Raw genomic sequence first — 25,706 nt, 5'->3', positions numbered from 1 at the left:
CTGATCTAATCGCTTTCTTCTCAATCATGAAAAAAACACATATTCTCGGTATTATCGTAATTGCGCTCGCAATCGGCATTATAATCTCAACCGCTGGTGATGCCAGTTCGTATGTTACCTTTACCCAAGCCGCCGAGCTAGCAAAAAGTGGCGAATCCGATGGCGTCCACGTGGTTGGAAAACTGACCAAAAACGCCCAGGGGAAAATCATCAACATGGTTTACCAGCCGCAGGTCGATCCCAATCGTTTTGAATTTACGCTGATCGATAACGAAAACCACATGCAAAAAGTGGTGTATAACTCGCCCAAACCCCAGGATTTCGACCGTTCGGAACAAGTGGTCGTCATTGGCAGCATGCAGGGCGATCATTTCCGGGCCGACAAGATTTTGCTAAAATGCCCATCGAAATACCAGGAAAACAAACTGGAAACGAAGGAGTATGAAGCGAAAACGGCAACGTTATAAAATGCAGGATGGCGAAGGGTCGAATGGTTAAAAATGGCTGACTGAAATTTTGACCATTTTACCCATTTAACACTTTTGTCCCTCCTTTTAGCCATTCGAACCAATCAACCATGATTCATACGACTGTCGGTAATATCGGCCACCTTTTTGTCATTATTTCATTTGTAACGGCGCTGATGGCCACGTTCGCTTACCTCCGGATTTCTCTGGCGGGAAACGATCTATTGCAGAACAAGCGGGAAATAACCCAATGGCGCTGGCTGGCCCGTGGTGCTTTTTATGTTCACGGTGTGGCTATTTTTGGTATTGTCGCCTGCCTGTTCTACATCATTTCCAACCATTATTACGAGTACCATTACGCCTGGAGTTATTCATCACGGGCGCTACCGGCAGAATACATTATCTCCAGTTTCTGGCACGGTCAGGAAGGTAGTTTTCTGCTCTGGTTGTTCTGGAACGTGGTTTTGGGCATTATTCTGATTCATACTAACCGCGACGACCGTCCCCGCAGCCAGGGTTCGCGTCAATGGGAAGCCCCCATGATGACGGTTTTTGCTTTAGTACAGGCGTTTCTGGCTTCCATGATTTTAGGGGTTGTTTTTGGTGATACGTTCAAAATCGGGAGCTCACCATTTCTGTTACTGCGCGATGCCATGGCCGATGCGCCCATCTTCACGAGTAATCCCAATTACATCCCGGAAGACGGCAAGGGCATGAACCCGCTGCTGCAAAATTACTGGATGGTCATTCACCCGCCTACCTTGTTTCTGGGGTATGCAACGACGTTGATCCCGTTTGCTTTCTGCATTGCCGGTTTGTGGAAAAACGAACCGAAAGAGTGGATGCGCCCCGCCCTGCCCTGGGCCTTGTTCTCGGCGATGGTCTTGGGTGTCGGTATTCTGATGGGCGGTTACTGGGCTTATGAAACCCTCAATTTTGGTGGATACTGGAACTGGGACCCGGTCGAAAACTCGGTATTGGTGCCCTGGATGGTTTTGATTGCTGCCATCCACTCCATGCTGATTGCTAAAAAGAGCTCGACGGGTTTGAAAACCGCCATTATTTTGTCGGTTGCCACCTTCCTGCTGATTCTGTATTCTACCTTCCTGACCCGCAGCGGTATTCTGGGCAATGCCTCCGTCCACTCCTTTACGGATTTAGGACTGTCGGGCCAGTTGCTGATTTACATGCTGGTTTTTGTGGTGATGGCGGTCGTTCTAATCAGCGTCAAGTGGAAATTGATCGAAAAAGACGAAGAAGAAACTTCGGTTTATTCCAAAGAGTTCTGGCTGTTCATAGGTGCCATCATTCTTTGTCTGGCCGGTTTTCAGGTATTGAATACCACATCCTTCCCGGTTTACAACAAGATTGGTGAAGCCTTTGGTTTTAGTCCCAACATCGCCATGCCCGCCGATCAGGTGGCGCACTATAACAAATTCCAGATATGGTTTTTCTCCGCCATTGCTCTCCTGACGGGCATCGGTCAGTATGTCTGGTGGCGGAAAGTGGGCAAAGGAAACCTGAATGCCCTCATTACCTCCGCCATTATCACAATGTTTATCAGCGGTGGCCTGATTGCTTACGGCAACATCACCAAACCGGCGTTTATGGTTCTGCTCACCGCTTCGGTTTTTGCCATGGTGGCCAACGGGAGTATTTTGTGGGGCATTATCCGGGGCAATTACCGGCTTTCCGGTGGTGCCGTAGCCCATATGGGCGTAGCGTTGATGCTGATCGGTATTTTGTTTTCGTCGGGTTATTCAAAAATCGTCTCCCTGAACAATACGGGATTGCTGATTTCAAAAGGGGAAGATTTTACCAAAAATGACAATAAAGAAAACAAGGAAAACGTCATTTTGTGGCTGAATCAACCGCAGAAAATGAGTGGCTACCTGCTGACCTATCGGGGCCAGCGGATTGAGATTCGCGACGTGCCGGAATACGTCCCCCGCGACTGGGTTGAGCCCATTATTGGCGCAACGCCCGAACTCAGTTTCCATGGCATTGCACTGCGCGATATTGAACAGAACGGCAAGCTGTATCACAAAAAAGGGGACACCGTTGCCCTCCATCCCGAAAACACGTACTACGAAGTGGAATACCGCGAACCGGGTGGCAAGATTTTTACCTTGTATCCGCGCGGCCAGATCAACGAACAAATGGGAGCCGGTGGTTTTCTTCCGTCGCCGGATATTCGCCGGATGCCGGGAAAAGACTTGTACACCTACGTTGCCACGGTTCCTGACCCCAGTAGCGAAGGCACCTGGAGTCCGACCGAGACTTACCGGATTGCTCCCAAAGACACGTTCTTTGTGAACGATTACGTAGCGGTTTTTGACAACGTCGTGCAAACCCGCGACATTGAAGGAACGCCCCTTGGGCCCAACGATGCGGCCGTAAAAGCCGTGATTCGCGTCCTGGACAAAGAGCGGGAATACACCTTGTCTCCGGCGTTTATCATCAAAGACCGGATGGTGGGTCGGCAGGCTGAAACCAATACCGAACTCGGCCTGCGAATTCAGCTGAATGAAATCGACCCGCGTACGGGCCTGTTTACCTTCACAGCCAACACGACCCAGCGCGATTATATCGTGATGAAGGCCAAGGAAATGCCCCTGATCAACCTGCTTTGGATCGGCACGTTTGTGCTGGTGATCGGTTTTTCCATGGCGGCCATCCGTCGCTACCGCGAGTTTACCAAAATGAGGGACAAAAAGAAGCCGTCCCTAGTCAGCAGTTCTCAGTAGACCGTTTATGAAAGTATCTGAAACTGTCCTTGGCGCGCTTTCCATCGGGTGTCTGATTCTGTGGGTGCTGGAGTTCCGCCGAACCGGTACGTTTGGCGAACATTACTGGCTAATTATGCTATGTCTGGCGTTTTTGCTGGCTTTTATGTATGTTCGTGGAGTACACCTGAACCGGCCTGCCCAAAAACCGTCCGTTCCGGTGAAACAATCCAAACGCAAGAAGAAGAAATGAGCTGTAATTACGGTGATGTATAGACGATGAGGCTCTTTTTTGATCCTGACTCATCCTTTGCCTCACCGTAATCATAGTCCTTTATATGGAATCTTACAGTATTCTCCTCGGAGCATTCGTGGCACTGGTGTTGGCAGGCTTTTTCTCGGCGGTCGAGATGGCTTATCAGTCCGTAAACCGACTCTACTTTGAGCTACACAGCAAACAGGGGCCGTTGGGTGAAAAACTGGTTTCGACCTTTCTGAAGCAGCCTATTCTGTTTATAGGGACAACGCTGACGGGAAATACACTTTTTCTGGTCCTGTATGGCGTTCTGGGCGTAACGGTGCTCAACCCGTTTCTGTCGGCTTACCTTCCGGTTTCATTGACAAATCCCATCGCGCTGATCCTGATCGAGACGCTGATTCTGACTGTGCTGTTCATGCCATTTGCGGATTATGTGCCCAAAAGTCTGGCGCTGATTCATCCTGACGCGTTTATGGAGCGGCTGGCAATTCCGATCTGGGTCATTTACAAAGCCATTGCTCCGATTGTCCGGCTCATGGTCTGGTTGACCAAAGGCATCGTCAAAATTATTCCGGGAAGTCAGTATTCCGAGGTTCGGCCGGTATTTGGGCTGATCGACCTCAACCATTATCTCCAGCAATTCAATCAACAGAAGCAGCAGGACGATTCGAACGTTGAAGAAATCGATATCGATACTGAAATCCTGAACAACGCCATTGACTTCCGTAACGTGGCCGTACGCGATTGTATGATTCCGCGAACCGAAATAACGGCGGTGGATGTAGAAGACGACATCGAGGAATTAAAACGCTGTTTTCAGGAAAGCGGTCACTCGAAAATTGTCGTCTACCGCGATAACATCGACGATGTGATTGGGTATTGCCACGCCCTGGCCCTCTTCCAGAAACCGCAATCCATCGAGAGCATTTTGACTCCGATTCGCGTCGTTCCCGACAGTATGCCGGCCCGCTTGCTGCTCGAAAAATTTCTGGCCGAACGCAAAAGTCTGGCGTTGGTGGTCGATGAATTTGGCGGCACTTCGGGTCTGGTGAGCGTGGAAGACCTGGTTGAACAGATTTTCGGCGAAATTCAGGACGAATACGATACCAACGAAGACTGGGACGAACGGCAACTGGACGACACGACCTGGTTGCTGAGTGCGCGGCACGAAATCGAAAATCTGAACGAAAAATACGGCTGGAATATTCCGGAAGGCGATTACGATACGCTCGGCGGATTGATTTTGTCCATTAATGGTGAGATACCAAACGTGAATGATGTCATTGAAATGCCGCCTTTTACGTTTACCATTCTTTCCATGAATGAAGCCCGAATCGATCTGGTACGGGTTACAATCACGCCAGTCGAAGAATAACCGCCTGCTAATCAACCCTGCTCAAACCACTCCCGGAACAAAGCCGCCTTTTCTTTGCTAATGGTCAATTCCGAACTGGCCGGTTTCTGGAGCATCACAATCAGCTTCCCGCTATAATGCGATTGATACCCGGCAATGGCCTTCTGGTTGACCAGACACTGGCGGTTGGCCCGAATAAAAACCGCCGGATCAACCAATTCTTCCAGTTCGTCTAAAGAACCGTAATCCGTCACCAGTTTCTGGCCATCCATCGTATAAAGATAAATTAGCTCATCACGGCAGAAATACGCCACGTTTTCCTCGTCGACCGGAACAATAGTTCGGAGGTAGTGGGCGGTGAAGCGATGCTTGTATTTTTTGGTTGGAGCCGCTACATCAGCCAGTAAACTCCGGAGCTGATCCCGAAAATCGGTGGCGTTGCCTCCCTGTCTCCAGCGGTGGTATTTTTCAAAAGCCGCCTTCAATTCATCCGGTCCGATTGGCTTCAGCAGGTAATCAATGCTATTGAGTTTGAAGGCCCGAATGGCGTATTCGTCGTAAGCCGTGGTGAAGATGATGGGACATTTTGGATTGACTTCGCGGTAAATATCGAAACTCACGCCATCGGAAAGTTGAATATCGGACAGGATCAAATCCGGCTCGGGCTGATCCGACGCCCGCTGGCGACCAAACCAGTCAATAGCCGCCTGAACACTTTCCAGCGGACCCAGCAAATGGGCTTCGGGCTCCAGCTGACGAACAAGTCGCGCTAACGTTCTGGCAACCAGCAATTCATCTTCAATTAGTAAAATAGTCATTATCGTCTATACGAGTAAATATGAAGGCAGCAGCAAACAATTGACAGCCAGGGTTGTTTAAAATAGACGTCTATAAAACTACTGCAATGATTACGAACAAAGAAATTGTTGATTCGCTCAACGACCTGGTCAAAATCAATAACGACCGGATTCAAGGTTACGAAAAATCCGTTGAAGATACCGATGATGCTAATCTTGACGACATCTTCCGCCACAATATCATTCAAAGCCAGCAATTTCGCAGCGAACTGGCGGATCACATCGTCCGCATCGATGGCACTGGTGTATCCGATGCTACCTCGACCGACGTTTCCAGCAAAATTCACCGCGCCTGGATCGATATCAAATCGGCCCTGACTTCCAAGGACGATCAGGCGGTTTTGAGCTCCGTTGAGTTTGGCGAAAATGCCGCCATTGAAGCCTACGAAGAAGCCATTGAAAAAGATCACATTCCGGCCTACATCCGTGAAGTTCTGCAAAACCAGCTGAACCAGCTCAAAATTGCCCGCGACCGGGTGGTGGCACTGCGTAAATAAGTATCTTCTTACAATCTTATAGTATCATGACTAACGACGAAATTGTTGATTCACTGAACGATCTGGTTAAAATTAATAACGACCGGATCAATGGCTTTGAAAAAGCCGCCGAAGATATTAAAGATGCTGAACTGGCCTTGCTCTTCAAAAATCTGACGTCCCAAAGCCGGAAGTTCCGGAGTGAACTGGCTGATGATATCGTTCGATTTGGTGGGGTTGTACCCGGTATCGACGAAACCAGCACCGGCAGCAAAATACACCGCGCCTGGATCGACATCAAGTCCGCTTTTACGGGTAAAGACCGGAATGCGGTATTGGAATCCTGCGTTTTTGGCGAAAATGCCGCCGTTGAGGAATATGAAGAAACGCTGGAAGACGAAAAAATACCGTCTTACATCCGCGAAACCCTCAGCACCCAACTTGATGAACTCCGTCAAACCCGTGATCAAATCGCAACCCTGCGGGATGTTACGGAATAAGGTTTAACAACCGATAACTACCGAATAGGGACGAATGAAAAACGAACACGGGTACGTTCAGGACATTGTTGTTCACTATTCGGTAGTTTCACAATAGCTATTTTGATTTCCTTCCCAATCCCGTCGAAACGGCATCCAGTACCTTCGCCAGTTCTTCAAGTTTCACTTTCATTCCTTCATCCGCATCGTCGAGACTTTTCCGGGTCAGTTTGGCGAGCGAATGCAATGATTCCGCAATCAATAGGCTTTTTCCACTAGTCAATGCCGCTTTTAGCTGCTCCAGTTCGTCCGAAATGTCATCCAAAACCAGGTGGCCTGATCCAAGCGCGCGTACCCATTGGTCAATGAAGCTGCTGGCCAGCGGTTGCAACTGAACCGGATCGTTGTTCAACTCCCGAAGCGTAATGTCCAGAAGCTGGTCTGCGTTATTTGCGTGCGTCATAGCTTTGCTATAAATTGATGATGGCGCACAATGTACGACGATTGACCAATCATTTTCTACTTTTCGGGGTTCAAATTTAATTAAATCAAGGGAACACACACCCGAAACGATTCCTTTTGCTCTTCAACTTTCACTTCTCTTTCGCTTAAAAAATGGTATAAAGCTTTCAAGTTTGTCAACCCCTGACCATTGGACGTTTCAACCCGCTGTTTGCGTTGCAAATTATTTTCAACGATCACACAATCATCGACCGCCATAATGTGAATTGCCAGCGGTTGTCCGGTAGTAGCCACGTTGTGCTTGATGGCATTTTCGATCAGAATCTGCAACGTCACCGGCACAATGGCTTTATCGGCATACACGGATGGTATTTCTATCTGAATATCCAGTGAACCGTTAAACCGCGTTTTTAAAAGTAAAACGTAGTTATTTATAAAGTCTACTTCCGTTGTTAAGGTAACCAGGTCCTTGTCTTTATGCTGAATAACATAGCGGAATACTTTTGATAACTGTCGCAAAAACTGCGATGCTAAATCCGGATTTTCGTGAATCAATCCGTCGAGAGATGATAAGCTATTAAAAAGAAAATGGGGACTGATTTGATTTTTTAAACTATCGAGTTGAACCTGAACTTTCTCTTTTTCCAGTTGTGTTGCACGGATTGCATCTTCCTGCCAGCGTTTGAGAAAATGGCTGGCCATAAAGCCCAGGCAAACGACCGTATTGGCCAGAAAAATCGTAAAGCCAATGATGATGATCCCAAACCGATTTTTTTGACTAATGTCAGTAAATTGGGTTGAGAAATAAAACGTGGATACAATGTAGCCGGCAACCACAGAGATTGTTTTTACGATACTCCAACCACCAATTACCTGGACAAAAAACCGCAGTTTAATATTTTTTTCAAATGGTAAACGCCGGTTCAGAAAGTCGTTAAACCAGTAATGAAAACCCCAGATGGCGTTCAAAACAAGGAACGAAAGAAAAAATAAAATAACCTGAATTGGCCAGGTAATATCAGGAATCAGCCATTGACGTACAATAACCCCACCAATAGCCGCCCATACCAAAGCAATCTCGACGTATTTGTTAAACTTAATTTTCATGGCTGGAAATAATCATACCGTCCGACATTTCGATCACCCGGTCGCAACCGGCGGCAAAGTCGGGATCGTGGGTAACGGCAATAATGGTCTGGTGGTTTTCCCGGGCGATTTCGCGGAAAATATCGAAGACGATTCCGGTATTGGTTTTATCCAGATTTCCCGTCGGTTCATCGCCCATCACAATGGTCGGGTCGTTGATCAACGCGCGGGCAATGGCTACGCGTTGTTGCTGACCACCGGAGAGTTTGCTCGATAATTTTTTGGCGTGGTCTTCCATCCCAATCATTTTCAACTTTTCGTAGGCCCGGTGTTCCACCTCTTTTTCCGAATATTTCCCCAACTTTAAAGCCGGGAGCATGACGTTTTGCAAGGTGGTAAATTCGGGCAATAAAAAGTGAAACTGAAAAACAAATCCCAGGTGTTCATTCCGAAACTTCGATAAAAAATCCTGATTACGCCCGCTTAATAGCTGCCCATTGATTTCGAGCTTTCCTTCATACTCCGTATCCATCGTTGAAAGTAAATATAAAAGCGTCGATTTTCCACAACCCGACTTACCAACAATGGCCAGGAATTCACCTTTATCTACCTCAAATGATACGTCTTTCAAAACCTGAAATTTATCAGGTTCGTAAAAGTATTTATTGAAGTGTGATGCTTTTAAAACCTTTTCCATAATTACCCTCTTAATATCGAAACCGGATCCACCTTCGAAGCTTTCCGGGAAGGAAAATAACCCGCTAAAACCGTAGTAATCAACCCAAACAAAATACCCATTCCGTAGTATTTAGGTTCGAAAATAACGGGGAAGGTTTTGATGGTTATAAAGTCGCCGGTATTGAATGGCGTGATCGACAATAAATAGCTGAGCGTAAAGCCAATCAGCAAACCCAGTAAACCGCCTAACAGGCCAATAAAAATAGCCTGAAAGAGAAAAATCAGGACAATATCTTTTCCTTCAAAACCGGTCGCTTTCAGAATGGCGATGTCTTTTATTTTATTGATTACGTTCATGTTCATGATGTTGTAAATACCGAATCCGGCCACAACCAACAGGGTCATCGACACCACAAACGTCATCACATTTCGAATTTGCTCGCCCGCCAGAATAGCAGAATTGGCCGTTGCCCAATCTTCGGTGTAATACCCGTACATGGCCCGCAGTTTCCTGCCAAACGGGATTGCCTGCAAGGGATCGATCATCTTGATGTGAATGTCGGTAATGTAACCGGCGTCTTTTTGCAAAATCTCCTGGACCGTCGATAAATTGGCGTAACTCTTCGAATTATCGAGCGTCCCGATGCCAAAGCCAAACGTGCCCACTACCCGCAAAATCATCGTTCCGCCCGTCGGCGTCGTCACACTCACTTTATCACCCGTGTGCACATTGAGCTTTCGGGCCAGCACGTGACCCATAATCAGCCCGTTCGGATTGCTTTGCAAGGCGCCGATGGTTCCGGATTTTAACCGCGATTTCAGATTGTAAAGCCGGTTCTCCCGATCGATGTCGACACCGGCGATGGTACCCGAAATCTGAATTGGGCCATTGTTGTAGAAAACCTGCGTGCTGAGTTGGGGCGAAACGCCCAGAACACCCGGTTCCCTGCCAATGCGCCGGGCAATGAGCAACCCGTTTTTCAGGCGCGACAATTGCTCTTTCGGTTTCTGGTGGTAAATGACGTTAAAAGCCGAGTCGCTCCGGTTCAACTGGTCGATCAAAGCGGGCCGCTGCGTGTTCACTTCGTTATACATCCGGACGTGCGGGCTGGCGTCCAGTGCCGAATCTTCCAGGAACTGGTTGACGCCCTGCATGAACGAAATCATGGTGATGAACATAGCAATCCCGAACGTTACGCCCAGCATGGCAACGAGCGTTTGCCGCTTCTTCGCCATTAAATGGGTGCGGGCAATCTGGGTTGTAATTTTGAGATTCATAGACTTTAGAGAGTTATTTCGAGGAGGTCAGCGGAGGAAAAAGAGGTGAGCGAAGTTCTATTTTCTTTGCTAAACTCCGCGATACCACTTTTCAGCTTTATTCCGGATTAACGATCACCGACTTCTCGTTCAAACCGCCTTTCACCTGGACCAGATCGAAATTTTCGGCTCCTTTCACAATTTTTACTTTCTTTTTATCCCCGTTTTCGGTCACCCAAACGCTGTCGTTTCCCACAACATACGACTTGGGAATGGTCAGCACCCGGTTATTCTGGCTGATGATGATGTTAGCTTCGACCGTCAGGCCGTAATACGCATCGGGAAGCTCCCCCTCGAAATCAGCATCAACCCGAAACGACTGATCGACCCGGTTCAGTTTCGGATAGATTTTTCGAACCCGGGCCTTGAATACTTTATCGGGGTACACATCCGCTTTCACCATGACGGCCTGCCCTACCCGGATTTTACCAAAATCACTTTCGTCGACGGCCAGTTTCACAAACACGTCCCGCCCGCTGCCGATCAACGCCAGCTGGTCGTTCCGGCGAACCACCTCGCCCGGCTCTTTCAAAATTTCGTACACTTTACCATCCACAAAACTCCGAACGCGGGTGTTGCCCTGCTCCTGCCCCGTAGCCACGTATTGACTCCTGGAGTTTTGCAGATCGACATACAACTGATTCCGGGTTCGTTGCAGAGAACTGCGCCGGGCCGCATAGTCATTTCGCGACGTCTGATAAGCCAGTTGCGCACGCTCCAGTTCGGCTTTGGAAGTGGCATTCTGCTGGTACAAATCCCGGAACCGGCTGTAATTGACCGAGTCATTGGCCAGGCGGGTTTGGGCGGTCCGAACCTGCGCTTCGAGTTCAGCCAAAACCGGCGAGTTGGCCCCCAGATTGGCCTGTGACTGCCGGTAAATGTTGGCCGCAGCCTGTTCGCGCGCGCCCTGCGTAATGCCTTCCAGCACAAACAACAGTTGGTTCCGGCGCACGGAATCGCCTTCACTCACCAGTTTTTGCTGCAACGTTCCGTCGGCATTGGCCAGCACTTTGTATTCATTTCTCGGATAAATGCTGCCCGACGCGTATACCGCTTCGGTCAGGTCTTTCAATGCCGGATGGATGCCTTCTTCTTTTCGGTTACAGCCATACGCGATGGCAAAAGCCAGAAGCGTTCCAAGAATACCGGCAGTAGGTTTCCAGACAAAACCCGAACGGATGCGCCCGTTCGAAGCCTTGCGGTTTGATTCAGTGTCCATTTCTAATCTGCAAAATCGTCTGATAGATAAATACATTTGACAAAGTATTCAGGTAGCGGTTTTGGGCGTTCAGTGCTTCATTGAAAACGTTCAAATACTGGTCATACGCAAAGATGCCCGCCCGGTATTTAATCAGCGCGATTCGGGTATTTTGTTCGTTTAACTCGTAATTCTGACGATTAAAATTCAGTGAGCTGACGGCCTGGTTATACGTATTCACCACATCCTTCTGATCGGCCTCCGCCCGCGTCTGCTCATAAGCCAGTTCGGCCTGGGCCTGTTCAATCCGAAGCCGGGCGCGGGTCAGGTTCGCCAATCGCAAACCGCCCGAATAAATGGGAATGTTGAGTTGCAAACCGGCGACCCCAATGGGAAACCACTTCTGGCTAAAATCAAAAAAATTGAACTGCTTCCGCTGGGCCTGCGCCGAATACCGCGCATAGACCGAAAGCGTCGGCCAGCGCAGGGCATTTTCCCGGTTCAGTTGCTGCCGGAACAGCTCCAGTTGCGACCGCCGAACCGTCACCTGCGGGCGTTCGCCAAAACTGGTCGAAACGGAAAAACCGGTTTGCGTCACGGCCTCAAAGTCCTGTTCCAGCACCAGCGAATCCGACAAAGTGAGTCCCAATAACACCTTCATTTGATTCAGATTGCGGATATAAGTGAGTTCATTTTGCCGCAGAACATCCTCCGCCGTCAGCCGGATGGATTGCAGCCGGTTGTATTCCAGCGGTTCAATCTGGCCTTTTTCCAGCCGCTGCCGGGCGATGGTCGAAATGGTGTCGGCGTTGGCAACGTTTCGGCGGGTGATGTCGATGGCCGAGCGGGTCAGCAAAGTCGCGTGGTAAAATCGGGCTACCTGCGTCGAGGCTTCATCCTGCAACACCAGATTCTGGTCGTCGATAATCCGCAGATTCTGACTGGCTACTCCAACGTCCAGGCGGTTTGGACGACTCAGGATGGGCATCGTCACCTCCACCCCCGCTGTCAAATTGAACGGAACGCCAAACTGCAGCGACCGGAATTCGCCGGGCTTTCCACCCAGAAATTCGGCCGGAATCAATTGCGTCGGCAGGGCATAATTGTAATCCAGATTGGAGAAAGCCCGGGCCGTTGGCAAAAGCAGGGCTTGGGAAACGGCGCGTTGCTGATCCTGGGTAACGCGGTTTTGGCGGGCAATCGTCAGATCCGGGTTTCGCTGACGGGCCAGCTGAATGGCGTCCTGCACCGTCCGAAGAACGGTCTGCGCTCCCAGCTCACGGCTGACGATCAACAACAGAACGATGAATGCTTTTTTCATACACGAATCGAAATTCATGTACAAAGCAAAAAAACGTTTGCTCCCCGGCTTTTTTTACTTGAGCGAACCGGAAGAAATACCGCCCAAACCGGATGATTTGTCAGGCGAGTAAAAAAGAAAGGCAATCCAGGGGATTGCCTTTTTGTCAACAGCTGTAGCCAAGGATACAGCGTCAGTATTCATACCGGATGATTCCCGCGACCATGGCACAGAGCAACGGATTGTTTACCTTGGTTTCTTCCGTAGAAAGCCGTCCCTGTTTGTCATACGTTTTTTCAATCAGGGCAATCTGGTCGTTGCTGTTGGGCATATGTTCGCTGATCTGCCGACGATTTCCCGCAAACGAATGGGTAAATAACCGGGTAATTTTGTCGGTATCCGAATACCAGGTTTCACGAATCAGGACATTGTCTTTGTAGTCATTAACCACCCGGCGGTTTAACTTTCTGTTGGCATCAAACCATTTCTGTTCCACGATTTTACCGTCCTCGAACCTGTATTCGCTCAGGCCCGTCAGGACCCTTTTCTCCGGGTTTCGCTGGTTAAAATAATTCAGCTCGGTTTTTAAAACCCCATCCGCATACTCATATTCAGACTCATCGTAGGCGACCCACCCGGCATCATCACCATACTTCCCAAACCGGGTTTTACCCAGAAGCTGACCCTTCTGATTGTAGGTATATTCAACATAGGCGTACGTCTCGGTTTTTCCACTGGCAACCCGCCCGATGTACTCGATCCGCGTTAGTTTTCCGTCCGCGTTATAAGAATACTGCTCGAAGTTGTTGGGGCTGTCACAATTGGTGCCGTTACAAAACAGTTTCCGTTTTGGTGCCGCTTCGTCATTGTAGGTATTTCCGCCGGGTTCAATCCCAAAATCAGCCGAATCATTGGGCTGGCAGGCCAACCAGAAGGAAGCGGAAAGCAGCAGAAGGAGTCGTTTTTTCATAGTAGATCGGGGTTTGGTCGTTTAGAGGGTAGACCCCGTAGTAACCTGAACCGTTGGAAGTTATCCTGTTTTTTTGATTTACCCGTCTCCCAAAACCAATACCCCTTCAACAACACAAGCCCAAAGGGCTGACAATCATTAGCCCCGGACAACGTCCGGGGTATTAGGCGGATCGAAAAATTCCATAAATCGGGGATTTGAAATCCCCGGACCTCATCGGGCCTCACGAGACCATCGAGATGGCCTCCAGGGTCATCCAAACAAAAATAATGCAGATGATTCCGGCTAATTGACCAGTGATGTAGTTTACCTTCAAGATACCACCTGTTTTACCTATCATTGAGTACTATGAGCGTACCCCTGCAATCCCAAATCAGTGAGGTTCTCCAAAAGCTGGAATCCTTGCTGGACCGCCTACCGGAATCGGTTGGTAAAGACGTCCGCCATCAAATCAGTGAGTTTCGGCAGCTGCTTGTCGAAACCCGCTCGCCCCGGTTTGCGCTGGTGGGACGGCGGGGAAGCGGAAAATCGTCGCTGATCAACGCGATTTTTGGTCGGAAGGTGGCCGAAGTCGGTCACGAAAAAGCCCAAACCGGTGAGGCTACCTGGTGGCCGTTTTCAAGCGGTTTGGGAACCATCGAAATTCTGGACACCCGGGGTTTACAGGAAGGGTCGCGGCCCAGCGAGGCTGATGCAGCGGCTTCGCCCATCGAGTCGATCATGGCGGCCCTGACCCAGAAAGCACCCGATATGATCCTGTTTCTGATCAAAGCCACCGAAGCCGATGCGGGTATCGACCATGATCTCGAAGCCCTGAAGGAAATCAGTAAAACAGTCGAAAAAGTCCACAAATACCGTCCGCCCATTCTGGTGGTAGCAACGCACTGCGATACGCTCGAACCCAAAAATGTGCACTTGCACAAACCGGAGGGAGAAAATCTGGACGACCTGAACGAGAAACTACAGCGGGTGGTGGTCATCGAAAATATGCTGATTACCAAATTCATGGCCGACCCTGTGCTCAAAGAGCAGCTGGTGACGGTATTGGGCGTGTCGTCGTATCAATCCTGGAAAAATGACATACTCCGCACCGATGAACGCTGGCGAATCGACAAGTTACTCGACTACCTGTATAATGAATTACCGAAAGAAGGAAAACTGGAATTTGCCCGCCTGAGCCAGATGCGTACGTTACAGGAATCGATTTCGAACCGCCTGACGCAGGTGGTCGCGGCCATTTGTGGTGGCATTGCCGCCGTTCCCATTCCGTTGGGCGATATTATTCCGATCACGTCGTTGCAAATCACGCTCATCATCGCCATTGCCTACGTATCCGGGCGACAATTGAGTACCGAAAGTGCGAAAGAGTTCCTGACGGCCATCGGCGCAACCATCAGTGCCGGGCTGGTTCTGCGCGAGCTTGCCCGGGCGTCCATCAAATTCCTGTTTCCGGGCGGAGGCAGTGTGATTTCCGCCGGTATTGCCACCACGGCAACCCTGGGTATTGGAAAAGCCGCCATTGCTCATTTTGTTCAGAAGACAAGCATCGAAAAAGCAAAGCAGGTGTTTGAGGGCGAACGAAGGACGTGATGGGAACAGGGATGTAACGGATTGGACGGATTTGCACCGATAAAAAAATCCGTTCGGATCCGTCCAATCCACTGAATCCGTGTTCCCATCACTTCCGATCAATTCCTTCCAGAACCCGCCGGATCTGGTTGGCTTTGGCCATAAACTCAAACGAATCCTGCAAATTCTGATCGTCGATGACGGCCTTGAACTGTTGCAGAAACTCGATGTAATCCGCCAGCGCCTGCGACACATTTGTGCGATTCTGGTCGAAAATCGGTGCCCACATTTGCGGAGAACTTTTTGCCAGGCGCACCGTTGAACTGAAACCGGTACTGGCCATATCGAAAATCGCCTGCTCGTCTTTTTCCTTTTCCAATACCGTCAGTCCCAGCGCGAAAGCACTGATGTGGCTCAGGTGCGAAACGTAGGCCAGGTGCAGATCGTGTTCCTGCGGACTCATGTAAAAGAGTTTCATCCCAATGTCGCTAAACAGGGCTTCCACCAGTTTCAGGCTATCGGAATCGCTTTTCTCCCGGTCGCAAATGATGAGGTTTTTGCCGGGCAGCAACTCCCGAAAAGCCGCCCCCGGACCCGAATTTTCGGTTCCCGCCATCGGGTGGATGGCGACAAACTGCGATCGTTTCGGATGATTGTCAACCAGTTGGCAGATCAACTCTTTGGTTGAACCCAGATCCGTGACGGTTGCGCCTTTCGGCAATTGATCCAGAACCTGGGGCAGCAATTCCAGAATGATATTGACCGGGGTTGCCAGAACCACCAGATCGCTCACCGCGATGGCTTCGTCCAGCGGCTTCATTTCATCGACAAGGCCTTTGGCCAACGCCAGTTTTCCATGCACCGGCGAAGCATCCACGCCGACAAACCGGGCTTTCGGATATTTCTCCCGAACCGCCAGCGCGAACGACCCGCCCAATAAACCCACACCCACAATCGTGATTTTCATAGTCTTTTCTCTGATTACCTCTGATGCTCCCTGGTCAACTCTGAGAAACAATTATTACACAGAGTTAATCAGGGAGTATCAGAGGTAATCAGGGTTTTGGTTTGAGATTCTTTGTACGGCTTCCCAAATTCGTTCTTTCGGCATGCACAACGAGAGCCGGATGTACCGCGCCCCTTTCGGGCCGAAGATAAAACCGGGGGCAATGAAAATGTGCTTGTTGTAGAGCAGATCGTCCACCAGACTTTCCGCCGATTCAATGGATTCCGGCAGTTTGGCCCACAAAAACATACCCTCCTGGTCGTTGGTATAGGTGCAGTTCAGCGCATCCAGAAAAGCCGTGGCGGCTTCCAGTCGGCCTTCATACACGGCATTGCGGGCCTCATGCCACGAATCCGGATTGGTAAGAGCCTCGGCCGCTGCGTCCATCACCGGTTTGAACATCCCCGAATCAACATTGCTTTTGATCGACAAAACCGCATCGATGTACGGTTTCGAGGATGCCATCCAGCCAACCCGCCAACCCGCCATGTTGTGCGACTTGCTCATCGAGTTCAATTCGATCACAACGTCTTTGGCGCCGTCGATGGAGAGCAGACTGATGGGCGGTTTTTTATTCAGAACCAGGCTATACGGATTATCGTGGCAAAGCAGCAGGCTGTAATCGTAGGCAAACCGGACAGCCTGCTCGAATAACTTCTGCGTGGCCGGAGCACCCGTGGGCATGTGCGGGTAATTCAGCCAGAGAATCTTCGCATTGTCAGACACCAATTCTTCCATCGCTTCCCAATCCGGTTGCCAGCCCTGGTTTTCCAGCAGGGGATAATTCCGCACGTGTGCTCCCACCATTTTGCTCACGGCATTATAAGCCGGATAGCCCAGTTCCGGCACCAGAACCTCGTCACCTTCGTTCAGATAGGTCAGCGAAATGTGAGTAATGCCTTCTTTTGAACCCAGAAGTGGTAAAATTTCGGTTTCAGGATCCAGCGTAACCCGATAGGTGTGCGCGTAATAACCGGCAATGGCGTTTCGAAAACCGGGCGTTCCTTTGTAGGACTGATACCCGTGAGCATTGGGTTGCTGCGCCGAATGGGTCAGTGCCTGAAGAGTAGTATCGGACGGCATCATATCCGGATTACCGATACCGATGTTAATCACATCATGCCCGGCTGCTAGCAATTTACGAACCTCAGCCAGTTTAACCGAGAAGTAATATTCCTGCGTTTGTCCGGCACGGTGAGCTAATGGAATGATCATTTCTGAATTGGGTCGCCGAAACGACGGTAATTACACGGATTAAGTAATTTTGACGCGTACAAAACGTACAGAAACGCAAAAGTACAGATTTACAAATCCCGAAAATCATTTCATCCGTGTAATCGTGCCGATTTTGCCATTCAGACTCCCTATTCGCTCCTTAAACTTTTTACCGGGTTGGTCAAAGCCGCCCGAATGCTCTGGAAACTAATCGTTAGTAAGGCAATCGCAACCGCCATCAGCCCGGCCAGCGCGAAAATCCACCATTCAATGCCCACTTTGTAGGCAAAGCTTTGCAGCCATTGATCCATGGCCCACCAGGCAACGGGCGCGGCCAGAATCAGGGCGATAAACACCAGTTTGAGAAAGTTTCCGGACAGCAGCATAACAATACCGGTAACCGATGCGCCCAGCACTTTCCGGATACTGATTTCTTTCGTGCGCTGCTCGGCCGTAAACGTCGCCAGACCAAACAAACCCATACAGGAAATCAGAATGGCGATACCCGTTGCCGTGTTGACCAGCCGACTGGTTTTTTCTTCTTTTTCGTACAGTCTGGCAATGCGGTCGTCCAGGAACTCGTACTCGAATTTTTTATCGGGATGGACTTCCTTCCATTGCTGCTCGATTTGCGCCAGGGTTGCTTTCAAATCACGCATTGTCTTGCCTTTACTCGTTAATTTAACCCCCAGATTTTGGGCTTGCCGTGGCATATAAGCCAGAAACGTGGCGTTGATTTTATCATGAAAAGACTGCTCATGAAAATCAGCTACGACGCCGACAATCGGGTATTTCCGGCCCTGAAAATCCAGAAATTGATTCAACGCATCCGCCGGTTTTTGGAACCCCAGCACTTTGGCGTACGTCGCATTGATGACAAATTCCTTGAGTGAATCGCTTTTCACGTAATTCCGACCCGCCAGCAGGCGAATACCGTATAAGGGAATAAAATTCTCATCCCCGATTTTGGCCGACACGTCGGTTTCGATTTCGGTTTTGCCGGTGTATTTTAATTTGGTCATCATATAACTTAAGCCCATTGGCGGAAACCATTGCATCGACACCAGCTCGACACCGGACAATTGCCTGATTTTCTCCGCCAGAATGTCGGATTTGCCCACCCGACCCGCATCGATGGAAACAATGGCATCTTTCGAAAAACCGAGTTCTTTGTTGCGGATGTAACTGAGTTGCCGGTCAACGATGAGTGTGGCGATGATGAACACCAGCGAAACCGTAAACTGAAAGACAATCAACCCCTTGCGCAAATAGCCTTTCTGACCGCCTTTCAGCGCACTTTGGCCTTTGAGGGTCAAAGCCGGCAGGTACGAAGACAGCACCAGCGAAGGGTAAAAACCGGCCAGCAGCGACGTCGTTACGGTTACCGACAGCAGAAAAACCAGCGTTTGAAGACTGAATAAATCAAACGTCAATCCCCTGGGTGTGAGCGATTGAAAAGCCGTCAGAATAGGACTGACGAGTGCCAGGGCGATGACGACGGCCAGGAGCGTCAACAGCGTTGTTTCGCCCAAAAACTGAAAAACCAGGCTTTTCCGACTGCTTCCCAGCACTTTCCGAACGCCAATTTCTTTGGCCCGCTGCACCGACTGGGCCGTTGATAAATTGATGAAGTTGATGGCCGCAATCAGCAAAATAAACAGGGCAACGCCCATCATGCCATAGAGCGTCGGCAGGTGCGCTTTATGGGTGTAATTATCCCCGTACTCTTCATTAAAATGCAGATCGGAAAGGGGTTGAAGACCCGGTATAAACTTAAAATCCTTCTGAAAATGCTTACTGGAAAATTGCTGAAACGAAGCCGTCAATTGCTCGGGTCTGGTGCCTTCCGGTAATTTAACAAAAGCCTGTGATGACGACCAGATGTCTTCCCAATCGTCCAGATTGATGCTTTCTTTCATCTTGCTGCTCCGAACGGTGGCCATGGAGATGAAATCCGTGAAGGTAAAATCGGTCGGTTTGTCCCACTCTTTTACGATACCGGACACCTTGACCCGGATCGAATCCCAGTAGATGACTTCTTTGCCGAGGATCTGTTCGAGGGGCAGATCGCCGAAATAGGTACGGGCTTTTCGCTCCGAAAGCACGAGTTGAAACGGCTCGTTCAGGGCGGTTTTGGGATTTCCCGCCAGCCACTGGTACTTGAAAACAGCAAAGTACTGCGGGTCGGCAACCACAATTTCTTCATTGCTGACGTCGCGTTTTCCTTCTTCAAACTTCTTCGGCTTTTCGGTACCATTCGGAATCAAAACCGCCGATTTGATATTGTGAAAAGCCGCCACCGTTTCCAGTCCCGCGATCTCTTCCCGAACTCCCTTTGGAACGGCGTTGGGAACAAATCCCACCGGATGGGTTTCCTCGTTGGATCCCCTTGTTTCGGTTCCAACCAACCGAAAAATCCGCTCCCGATCGGCGTGAAACGTGTCGTAACTCAGTTCATAGTTCGTAATGAGGTAAATAATCAGACAGGCGGTTACGCCCAGGCTAAGCCCGAAGAGGTTGATGAGCGCACTGACTTTATTTTTCGTCAGGTTGCGAAATGACGTTTTGAGGTAATTGCGGATCATAACGGGATGCAGAAAAGAGGGTGAAGAATACGCACGCGGTTGCCGTTTCAGGGCAAATGGTCTTAAAAAACTCAGCACTTCCCGCGCATATTGCCGCCGGGCGTAGGAGATTCCAAAAAGCCTTGCATTGCGCAAAAACCGCTCGTACAAATCCCCCTGAATCTCCTCAAAAAGATGAGGAGCGCAGACGATTTCTAAAAATCGTTCGGCCCAGCGGGGTGGCAGTTTGGCGCTCATTTCTTTCGTTAGTGAAGCGTGAGGAGTGAAGAGTTAAAAAGCATCGTACCCGTTTTTAACTCTTCATTCTTAACTTTTAATTTGTCACTCCGACCGCAGGGAGGTAACCGGGTTCATCAGGGCGGCTTTGATGCTTTGGAAACTGATTGTCAGCAAGGCAATGCCGACCGCCAGCAGTCCGGCTACCGCAAAAATCCACCATTCGATGTCAATTTTGTAGGCATAATCCTGCAACCACCGGCTCATGGCATACCACGCCAGGGGCGAAGAAATCAGGATAGCCAGCAACACCAGTTTGAGGAAATCCTGCGAAAGCAGAGCCACGATGCTGGGCACTGAAGCCCCCAGCACTTTACGAACGCCAATCTCTTTCGTGCGCTGTTCGGCCATGAAAGCCGCCAGCCCGAATAAACCCAGGCAGGAGATAAAGATCGCCAGAAACGCAAAGTAATTGGCCAAAGTGCCGACCACGGTTTCGCTGTGATACAACCGCTGAAAGGCCTCATCGGCAAACTTGTAGGAAAACGGAAACTTCGGATTGAGTTGCCGCCACAGGGTTTCCAGACTCGCTAAAGCCTGCTTCGTCTGGCCCGGTTGCGTGCGAACGATGATGCTTTTACCCTCCGCCGTCGGACTTAATTTAGCAATGAAAGGTTCGATGGCCTGGTGCAGGGAGTTCTGGTGGAAGTCGTCGACTACGCCGATGATCAGCCCCGGTTTGCCCCACAACGTCAGCGGTTTTCCAATCGGTTCACGGTAGCCAATCCGCCGGGCAGCGGTTTCATTGATCAGATAACCAACCGAATCCGTGGAAAAATCACGGGAAAAATCGCGCCCGGTTACCTTGACTTTCAGCGTCTTCGTGAAATCATAATCGACTTGCGAAAACTGAAACTGAACGCTGGTATTGGGGTCCTTGCCCGTCCATTGAACGTTGCCCGTACTGCCAAACGTGTTGGTTGGCGTTCCGTTCATAAATGTTACCGTCTGAATGCCCGGCATCCGGAGCAGTTCCTGCTTGAAGGTCGCATAGTGGCTGGCTAAATCACCTTCAGCAGCAAGGTAAATCAGGCCCTCGCGGTCATAACCCAGATTCTTGGTCTGGATAAAATCGATTTGCCGGTAGACGACGATGGTTCCGATAATGAGCAACATCGACAGGGCAAACTGAAAAACCACCAGCCCCTGCCGGAACAAACGGGCACCGGTGCCAAACCGGATGGCTCCTTTCAAGACCCGGATCGGATTCAGTGATGATAGGAAGAGCGCCGGATAACTGCCGGCAATCAGGCCGGTCAGGAACGTCATTCCCAGCAAGGTTATCCAGAATGACGCATTGGCAAACTGGAAAGTAATGTGCTTTTCGGTCAGGCTGTTGAAGATCGGCAGCAACAGCCCGACGAGCGCCAGTGCGATGAGCAACGACAGGGAAGTCAAAACCAGGGCTTCCCCAATAAATTGCCCGATCAGCCAGTTGCGGCCCGCACCGACCACCTTGCGAACACCCACTTCGCGCGCCCGTTTGACGGACCGGGCCGTGGCCAGATTCATGAAATTGATGCAGGCAATCAGCAGAATAAATACCGCCACGATGCCAAACAGCCGCACGTATTCGATGCGCCCGCCGTCCTGATAGCCATTTTTGAAATTGGAATACAGATACGCATCCTGATACGGTTGCAGAAAAAGCTGAATGTCATAACCGTTTTTGGCCATATTCGGATTGTGGCTTTTCATCAACGGCTTCATCTTCGCTTCCAGCCGGTCCGGATCGGCCGTTACGCCATTTCGGTCCGTCCGAAGCTGAATGCGGGTCTGAAGTGCATTGTTGCCCCAGTCTTTGAGCCATTCATTGCGCTTTATAAAATCGGCCCAGCTCAGCACATAATCGTAGGTTTCCGAGCTGTTTTGCGGCATGTAATACACCGCACTGACCTGATAATCATCTTTGTTATCGAGCCGGATACTCTGACCCAAAGCCGCCTGTGGACTACCAAAATAATGGTCCGCGAGTTTCCGCGAGATGGCGATGTTCGCAGGACCGTTCAGGGCGGTTTCGGCCGTTCCGGCTACTACCGGCAGGCTATACATTTTGAACCAGTCGGCCCCGGCAGACCGCCCTTTCTCCTTGTTCAGCTTCTCGCCTACCGAAAACGTATGTTCCTGCTCCCAGGAAAGTCCGGCGGCATACTCAATCTCGGGAAACTGTTTTTTCAATTCCTCCGCCAGTAAACCGGGAGTTCCGGGGCTGGCTTCGACTTTGCCATCGTAGAACTGGCGTTCCATGACGTTGTAGAGCTGCGGACCATTGGCGTGGTAGGCATCGACGCTGAATTCGTCCTGAATCCAGAGTAAAATGAGCAGGCTGCACGCCATGCCGAGGGCCAGGCCCAGGATGTTGATGGCCGAAAAGGATTTGTTGTGGGCGATGTTCCGCCAGGCGATTTTGAGGTAATTGCGAATCATACCGGGATTCAGTAAAGAGATGGATGGATGTTCACCAGGTTGTCGTTTCAGGGCAAATGGTCTTAAAAAACTCAGCACTTCCCGCGCATATTGCCGCCGGGCGTAGGGGATTCCAAAAAGCCTTGCATTGCGCAAAAACCGCTCGTACAAATCCCCCTGAATCTCCTCAAAAAGATGAGGAGCGCAGACGATTTTCAAAAACCGTTCGGCCCAGCGGGGTGGCAGTTTGGCGCTCATTTCTTTCGTTAGTAAAGTTTTAAGAGTGATGAGTTAAAAAGCATCGTACCCGTTTTTAACTCTTCATTTTTAATTTGTCACTCCGAGCGCAGGGAGGTAACCGGGTTCATCAGGGCGGCTTTGATGCTTTGGAAACTGACCGTCAGCAGAGCGATGGCCAGCGCCAGCAGGCCCGCCAAAGCAAACATCCACCAGTGAATCGTTATCCGGTAGGCAAACCCCTGAAGCCACTGATCCATGGCGTACCAGGCCACCGGAACGGCGAGCACAATGGCGATCAAAACCAGCTTGACAAAATCCCTGGCGAGCAGTTGAATAATGCCCGGCACGCTGGCTCCCAGCACTTTCCGAACGCCAATTTCGCGGGTGCGGACCTGGGCGGTGTAGGCAACCAGGCCGAACAAACCGAGGCAGGAAATCACGATGGCGATGGTGGCAAAAACGTTGAAGAGCGTTCCGGTGCGTTGCTCGGTTTTGTAGAGATCATCAAAAGTCTGATCCAGGAATGTATAGTTGAACGGAAAATCCGGATTGTACTGCTTCCACAAACGTTCGGTCGCGGCAATGGCACCGGCGGCCTCTTTTCCCGTCGTTTTTACATAAATCCGGCTTTCATTTTCCGGTTTATAGTAGAAAACAGCGGGCTCGATTTTTTGCTTCAGGGAAGCCAGATGAAAATCTTTCACGACGCCGATAATTGTTCCCTCCTGATCCCAGAGCTTGAACCGTTTTCCGATCGGATTTTTAATTCGGGCGGCTTTTATGGCGGTTTCATTCAGAATAAAATGCGAGGAATCCGCTACTGAACCCGTGAAATTATTACCCAGTGGCAGCTTCATTTTAAAGAAAGAAATAAAATCCTTGTCGATCGCCATCGGGCGCACCATCATCGTTTCACCTACGGCCTTTCCATCCCAATCACTACTACCGGTTTGCTGATTGATGGAAACAATATTGGCACTCGAACGCGTCACATCCGTTACCCCCGGCTGTTTGAGTAATTCCGCTTTTGCCACCTCATAATGTGAATTCATATCGCGCATGTAAAAAGAAAACGTATGGCTTTTATCGTAGCCCAATTCCTTCGAACGGATGTATTCCAACTGGTTGCCGATGATCAGCGTGCCGGAAATCAGAATAACCGTAAAAGTGAACTGCGTTATGACCAATAGTTTTCGAAACGTTGCATCGGTTAAACGCGCCGATACTTTCCCTTTCAAGGCTTTTAAAGGTTCGAACGAAGAGAGTAACAAAGCAGGATAAATGCTCGACGCCAGCAGGGTTCCGGCAATGGTTACGCCAATAACCAGCCACAAACGGTAATTAGAAAAATCGATGACGAGCTCTTTTCCCGAAATCTGGTTATAAACCGGCATCAGCAGACTCATCAGGCCAATTGCCAGGGCGGCCGACAAGACAAAAAGGAGCGCGGTTTCAACGATAAACTGCATGAATAGCTGCCCTTTAGCCGCCCCCACAATCTTCCGCATACTCACTTCCTTGGAACGCAGCATGGAGCGGGCCGTAGAGAGATTCACGTAATTAATGCAGGCAATAACCAGGATTAAGAGTGCAATAATGACGAACATCCGAACCGATTCAATACCGCCATCCGTGCCATCGGCCCGGTATAAATGCATCTCGGGAAGGGCCTGTAACAAATATGTAAGGTCCGTATCATCCGGTTTATTCCGAAGATGAATCGTGCGTAACTTATCCGCCAATGCGGTTGTATTTACGCCCGGCTGAAGCAATAAAAAAGTTACGTAAGAGAACTCGTGAAAGTCGTTATCCTTGTTTCTTCCGTCTTTCCGGTTGGTGTAGATGGTTTTGAACCAGAGCGATATAGGTAGAAACAAGTCGCCTTTAAAACTAGAATTTTTCGGAAAATCGTGAATAATACCGCTTACCGTAAAGCTGGTTTTTCCGTCGGCCGTAATCACTTTTCCAATCGGTTCATCCGTACCAAAATACCGTCTGGCGGTGGTTTCGGTCAGAACAATAGACTGGTCATCCGGAAAAGGTTTGGCGGGATTGCCTTTGATTAATTTAAAATCAAACAGGGTGAACAGAGAAGGGTCCACAAAAGCCGAATGATCTTCCGCAAACGTCTTTTCCTTGTACTTAAACAGAGCATACAAATTACCATCGGTGACCCGAACCGCATCTTTTATTTCGGGGAGTTCCTTTTTTCCCATTTCTGCAATCGGGGCCACAGTTGTGGTCCAGATTTGCTGGCTGCTTCCGGTTCCGACCCGGTTTTCGAGCCGGTAGATCTGATCGGCTTTTGAATGAAAGCGGTCAAAGCTCAATTCGTCCTGAACCCACAATAAAATCAGCATGCCAACGGCCAGGCCAACCGTCAGGCCCGTCATGTTGATCAGCGAATAAAAGCGGTTTTTGAGCAAATTGCGCCAGGCGGTTTTGAAATAATTACGGATCATAGCGGGTTGAAATAAGGAAGCTGACGGATGGTGATTGATGGTATTTTTTACGACGACCGCAGCCTTCCGGCCTGGTCGGTGCCTGACAAAGCCCAGCACATCCCGAACGAATTGCCGCCGGGCGTAGGGGATTCCAAAAAGCGTTGCATTTCGCAAAAACCGCTCGTATAAATCGCCCTGACTCTCCTCAAAAAGTTCGGGAGCGCAGACGAATTGCAAAAGTTTATCGGCCCAGCGGGGCGGTTTTTTGGAATCCATTCCTTTTTTTAGTGAAGAGTTAAGAATGAAGAGTTAATGCGTCAGCCAACTCTTCATTCT

General features: G+C 49.8%; 20 protein-coding genes. 7 read left to right on the top strand and 13 right to left on the bottom strand.

From position 1 onward, the window contains the following. Positions 1-26 precede the first annotated feature (26 nt). The 4 genes from EHT87_RS01995 (at position 27) to EHT87_RS01980 (ending at position 4,827) form a co-directional block, all read left to right on the top strand. Positions 27-467 carry a cytochrome c maturation protein CcmE domain-containing protein gene (locus tag EHT87_RS01995; RefSeq protein ID WP_124903316.1) on the top strand — a complete coding sequence of 147 codons (441 nt, stop codon included), beginning with the start codon at positions 27-29 and terminating at the stop codon, positions 465-467. Positions 468-577: 110 nt separating this feature from the next. Further along, the gene (ccsA, locus tag EHT87_RS01990; RefSeq protein WP_124903314.1) at positions 578-3,214 is read left to right on the top strand and encodes a cytochrome c biogenesis protein CcsA; all 2,637 of its coding nucleotides are present in this window, start codon (positions 578-580) and stop codon (positions 3,212-3,214) included. Between the two features lie 7 nt (positions 3,215-3,221). After that, positions 3,222-3,446 (top strand): hypothetical protein, encoded by a 225-nt coding sequence (locus EHT87_RS01985; RefSeq protein ID WP_124903312.1) that lies wholly within the window; start codon positions 3,222-3,224, stop codon positions 3,444-3,446. 85 nt (positions 3,447-3,531) lie between these two features. After that, complete coding sequence (locus tag EHT87_RS01980; RefSeq protein ID WP_124903310.1) at positions 3,532-4,827, top strand: hemolysin family protein; 1,296 nt, start codon at positions 3,532-3,534, stop codon at positions 4,825-4,827. Between the two features lie 11 nt (positions 4,828-4,838). On the opposite strand, the gene EHT87_RS01975 is transcribed toward EHT87_RS01980, so the two are convergent. Further along, positions 4,839-5,624 carry a LytR/AlgR family response regulator transcription factor gene (locus EHT87_RS01975; protein ID WP_124903308.1) on the bottom strand — a complete coding sequence of 262 codons (786 nt, stop codon included), beginning with the start codon at positions 5,622-5,624 and terminating at the stop codon, positions 4,839-4,841. Between the two features lie 86 nt (positions 5,625-5,710). On the opposite strand from EHT87_RS01975, the gene EHT87_RS01970 reads away from it, so the two are divergent. Next, positions 5,711-6,160 carry a ferritin-like domain-containing protein gene (locus tag EHT87_RS01970; RefSeq protein ID WP_124903306.1) on the top strand — a complete coding sequence of 150 codons (450 nt, stop codon included), beginning with the start codon at positions 5,711-5,713 and terminating at the stop codon, positions 6,158-6,160. A 26-nt stretch (positions 6,161-6,186) separates the two neighbouring features. Next, entirely contained in the window at positions 6,187-6,639 is a 453-nt protein-coding gene (locus EHT87_RS01965; protein ID WP_310587503.1) for a ferritin-like domain-containing protein, read from the top strand. Positions 6,640-6,736: 97 nt separating this feature from the next. Here EHT87_RS01965 and EHT87_RS01960 read toward each other — a convergent pair whose 3' ends face one another. The 7 genes from EHT87_RS01960 to EHT87_RS01930 all read right to left on the bottom strand — a co-directional run bounded on the left by EHT87_RS01960 (position 6,737) and on the right by EHT87_RS01930 (position 13,629). Continuing rightward, a complete protein-coding gene (locus tag EHT87_RS01960; protein ID WP_124903302.1) occupies positions 6,737-7,081 on the bottom strand; it encodes a hypothetical protein in 345 nt (114 codons plus the stop codon). Positions 7,082-7,161: 80 nt separating this feature from the next. Continuing rightward, complete coding sequence (locus EHT87_RS01955) at positions 7,162-8,187, bottom strand: sensor histidine kinase (RefSeq protein WP_124903300.1); 1,026 nt, start codon at positions 8,185-8,187, stop codon at positions 7,162-7,164. Continuing rightward, on the bottom strand, positions 8,177-8,863 hold the full coding sequence (locus EHT87_RS01950; protein ID WP_124903298.1) for an ABC transporter ATP-binding protein: 687 nt from the start codon (positions 8,861-8,863) through the stop codon (positions 8,177-8,179). The genes EHT87_RS01955 and EHT87_RS01950 overlap by 11 nt, the downstream gene beginning before the upstream one ends. Positions 8,864-8,865: 2 nt before the next feature. After that, the gene (locus tag EHT87_RS01945) at positions 8,866-10,122 is read right to left on the bottom strand and encodes an ABC transporter permease (protein ID WP_124903296.1); all 1,257 of its coding nucleotides are present in this window, start codon (positions 10,120-10,122) and stop codon (positions 8,866-8,868) included. A 97-nt stretch (positions 10,123-10,219) separates the two neighbouring features. After that, the gene (locus EHT87_RS01940) at positions 10,220-11,380 is read right to left on the bottom strand and encodes an efflux RND transporter periplasmic adaptor subunit (RefSeq protein WP_124903294.1); all 1,161 of its coding nucleotides are present in this window, start codon (positions 11,378-11,380) and stop codon (positions 10,220-10,222) included. Next, positions 11,370-12,680 (bottom strand): TolC family protein, encoded by a 1,311-nt coding sequence (locus EHT87_RS01935; RefSeq protein WP_124903292.1) that lies wholly within the window; start codon positions 12,678-12,680, stop codon positions 11,370-11,372. Before EHT87_RS01935 ends, EHT87_RS01940 begins: the two co-directional genes overlap by 11 nt. A gap of 172 nt (positions 12,681-12,852) precedes the next feature. Continuing rightward, positions 12,853-13,629, bottom strand: a complete 777-nt coding sequence (locus EHT87_RS01930; protein WP_124903290.1) for a hypothetical protein — start codon at positions 13,627-13,629, stop codon at positions 12,853-12,855. A gap of 348 nt (positions 13,630-13,977) precedes the next feature. Here EHT87_RS01930 and EHT87_RS01925 point away from each other — a divergent pair, with 348 nt between their 5' ends. After that, the gene (locus EHT87_RS01925) at positions 13,978-15,219 is read left to right on the top strand and encodes a GTPase family protein (protein WP_124903288.1); all 1,242 of its coding nucleotides are present in this window, start codon (positions 13,978-13,980) and stop codon (positions 15,217-15,219) included. A gap of 88 nt (positions 15,220-15,307) precedes the next feature. Here the strand turns inward: EHT87_RS01925 and EHT87_RS01920 are convergent, their stop codons facing one another. The 5 genes from EHT87_RS01920 to EHT87_RS01900 all read right to left on the bottom strand — a co-directional run bounded on the left by EHT87_RS01920 (position 15,308) and on the right by EHT87_RS01900 (position 25,646). After that, complete coding sequence (locus EHT87_RS01920; RefSeq protein WP_124903286.1) at positions 15,308-16,165, bottom strand: prephenate dehydrogenase; 858 nt, start codon at positions 16,163-16,165, stop codon at positions 15,308-15,310. 78 nt (positions 16,166-16,243) lie between these two features. Next, positions 16,244-17,419, bottom strand: a complete 1,176-nt coding sequence (locus EHT87_RS01915; protein WP_124903284.1) for a pyridoxal phosphate-dependent aminotransferase — start codon at positions 17,417-17,419, stop codon at positions 16,244-16,246. Between the two features lie 149 nt (positions 17,420-17,568). Next, positions 17,569-20,241 carry an ABC transporter permease gene (locus EHT87_RS01910; RefSeq protein WP_185716118.1) on the bottom strand — a complete coding sequence of 891 codons (2,673 nt, stop codon included), beginning with the start codon at positions 20,239-20,241 and terminating at the stop codon, positions 17,569-17,571. 84 nt (positions 20,242-20,325) lie between these two features. Next, positions 20,326-22,944: an ABC transporter permease gene (locus EHT87_RS01905; RefSeq protein ID WP_221621973.1), complete on the bottom strand. Its 2,619-nt coding sequence runs from the start codon at positions 22,942-22,944 to the stop codon at positions 20,326-20,328. A 77-nt stretch (positions 22,945-23,021) separates the two neighbouring features. Beyond that, positions 23,022-25,646, bottom strand: a complete 2,625-nt coding sequence (locus tag EHT87_RS01900) for an ABC transporter permease (protein WP_221621972.1) — start codon at positions 25,644-25,646, stop codon at positions 23,022-23,024. Positions 25,647-25,706: the final 60 nt, after the last annotated feature.

Origin of the sequence: Larkinella knui (genome assembly GCF_003858645.1) — a bacterium.
In the GTDB taxonomy this organism is placed as follows: domain Bacteria; phylum Bacteroidota; class Bacteroidia; order Cytophagales; family Spirosomataceae; genus Larkinella; species Larkinella knui.
Note: the sequence above shows the minus strand (reverse complement) of the source record. Positions and strands in the feature narration are given on the sequence as shown.

Coding starts and splice junctions, on each gene's coding strand:
- EHT87_RS01900 (WP_221621972.1), bottom strand. CDS start 25,646: ATGGATTCCAAAAAACCGCCCCGCTGGGCCGATAAACTTTTGCAATTC.
- EHT87_RS01965 (WP_310587503.1), top strand. CDS start 6,187: ATGACTAACGACGAAATTGTTGATTCACTGAACGATCTGGTTAAAATT.
- EHT87_RS01920 (WP_124903286.1), bottom strand. CDS start 16,165: ATGAAAATCACGATTGTGGGTGTGGGTTTATTGGGCGGGTCGTTCGCG.
- EHT87_RS01980 (WP_124903310.1), top strand. CDS start 3,532: ATGGAATCTTACAGTATTCTCCTCGGAGCATTCGTGGCACTGGTGTTG.
- EHT87_RS01925 (WP_124903288.1), top strand. CDS start 13,978: ATGAGCGTACCCCTGCAATCCCAAATCAGTGAGGTTCTCCAAAAGCTG.
- EHT87_RS01985 (WP_124903312.1), top strand. CDS start 3,222: ATGAAAGTATCTGAAACTGTCCTTGGCGCGCTTTCCATCGGGTGTCTG.
- EHT87_RS01955 (WP_124903300.1), bottom strand. CDS start 8,187: ATGAAAATTAAGTTTAACAAATACGTCGAGATTGCTTTGGTATGGGCG.
- EHT87_RS01905 (WP_221621973.1), bottom strand. CDS start 22,944: ATGAGCGCCAAACTGCCACCCCGCTGGGCCGAACGGTTTTTGAAAATC.
- EHT87_RS01915 (WP_124903284.1), bottom strand. CDS start 17,419: ATGATCATTCCATTAGCTCACCGTGCCGGACAAACGCAGGAATATTAC.
- ccsA (WP_124903314.1), top strand. CDS start 578: ATGATTCATACGACTGTCGGTAATATCGGCCACCTTTTTGTCATTATT.
- EHT87_RS01930 (WP_124903290.1), bottom strand. CDS start 13,629: ATGAAAAAACGACTCCTTCTGCTGCTTTCCGCTTCCTTCTGGTTGGCC.
- EHT87_RS01995 (WP_124903316.1), top strand. CDS start 27: ATGAAAAAAACACATATTCTCGGTATTATCGTAATTGCGCTCGCAATC.
- EHT87_RS01940 (WP_124903294.1), bottom strand. CDS start 11,380: ATGGACACTGAATCAAACCGCAAGGCTTCGAACGGGCGCATCCGTTCG.
- EHT87_RS01970 (WP_124903306.1), top strand. CDS start 5,711: ATGATTACGAACAAAGAAATTGTTGATTCGCTCAACGACCTGGTCAAA.
- EHT87_RS01975 (WP_124903308.1), bottom strand. CDS start 5,624: ATGACTATTTTACTAATTGAAGATGAATTGCTGGTTGCCAGAACGTTA.
- EHT87_RS01945 (WP_124903296.1), bottom strand. CDS start 10,122: ATGAATCTCAAAATTACAACCCAGATTGCCCGCACCCATTTAATGGCG.
- EHT87_RS01950 (WP_124903298.1), bottom strand. CDS start 8,863: ATGGAAAAGGTTTTAAAAGCATCACACTTCAATAAATACTTTTACGAA.
- EHT87_RS01910 (WP_185716118.1), bottom strand. CDS start 20,241: ATGAGCGCCAAACTGCCACCCCGCTGGGCCGAACGATTTTTAGAAATC.
- EHT87_RS01935 (WP_124903292.1), bottom strand. CDS start 12,680: ATGAAAAAAGCATTCATCGTTCTGTTGTTGATCGTCAGCCGTGAGCTG.
- EHT87_RS01960 (WP_124903302.1), bottom strand. CDS start 7,081: ATGACGCACGCAAATAACGCAGACCAGCTTCTGGACATTACGCTTCGG.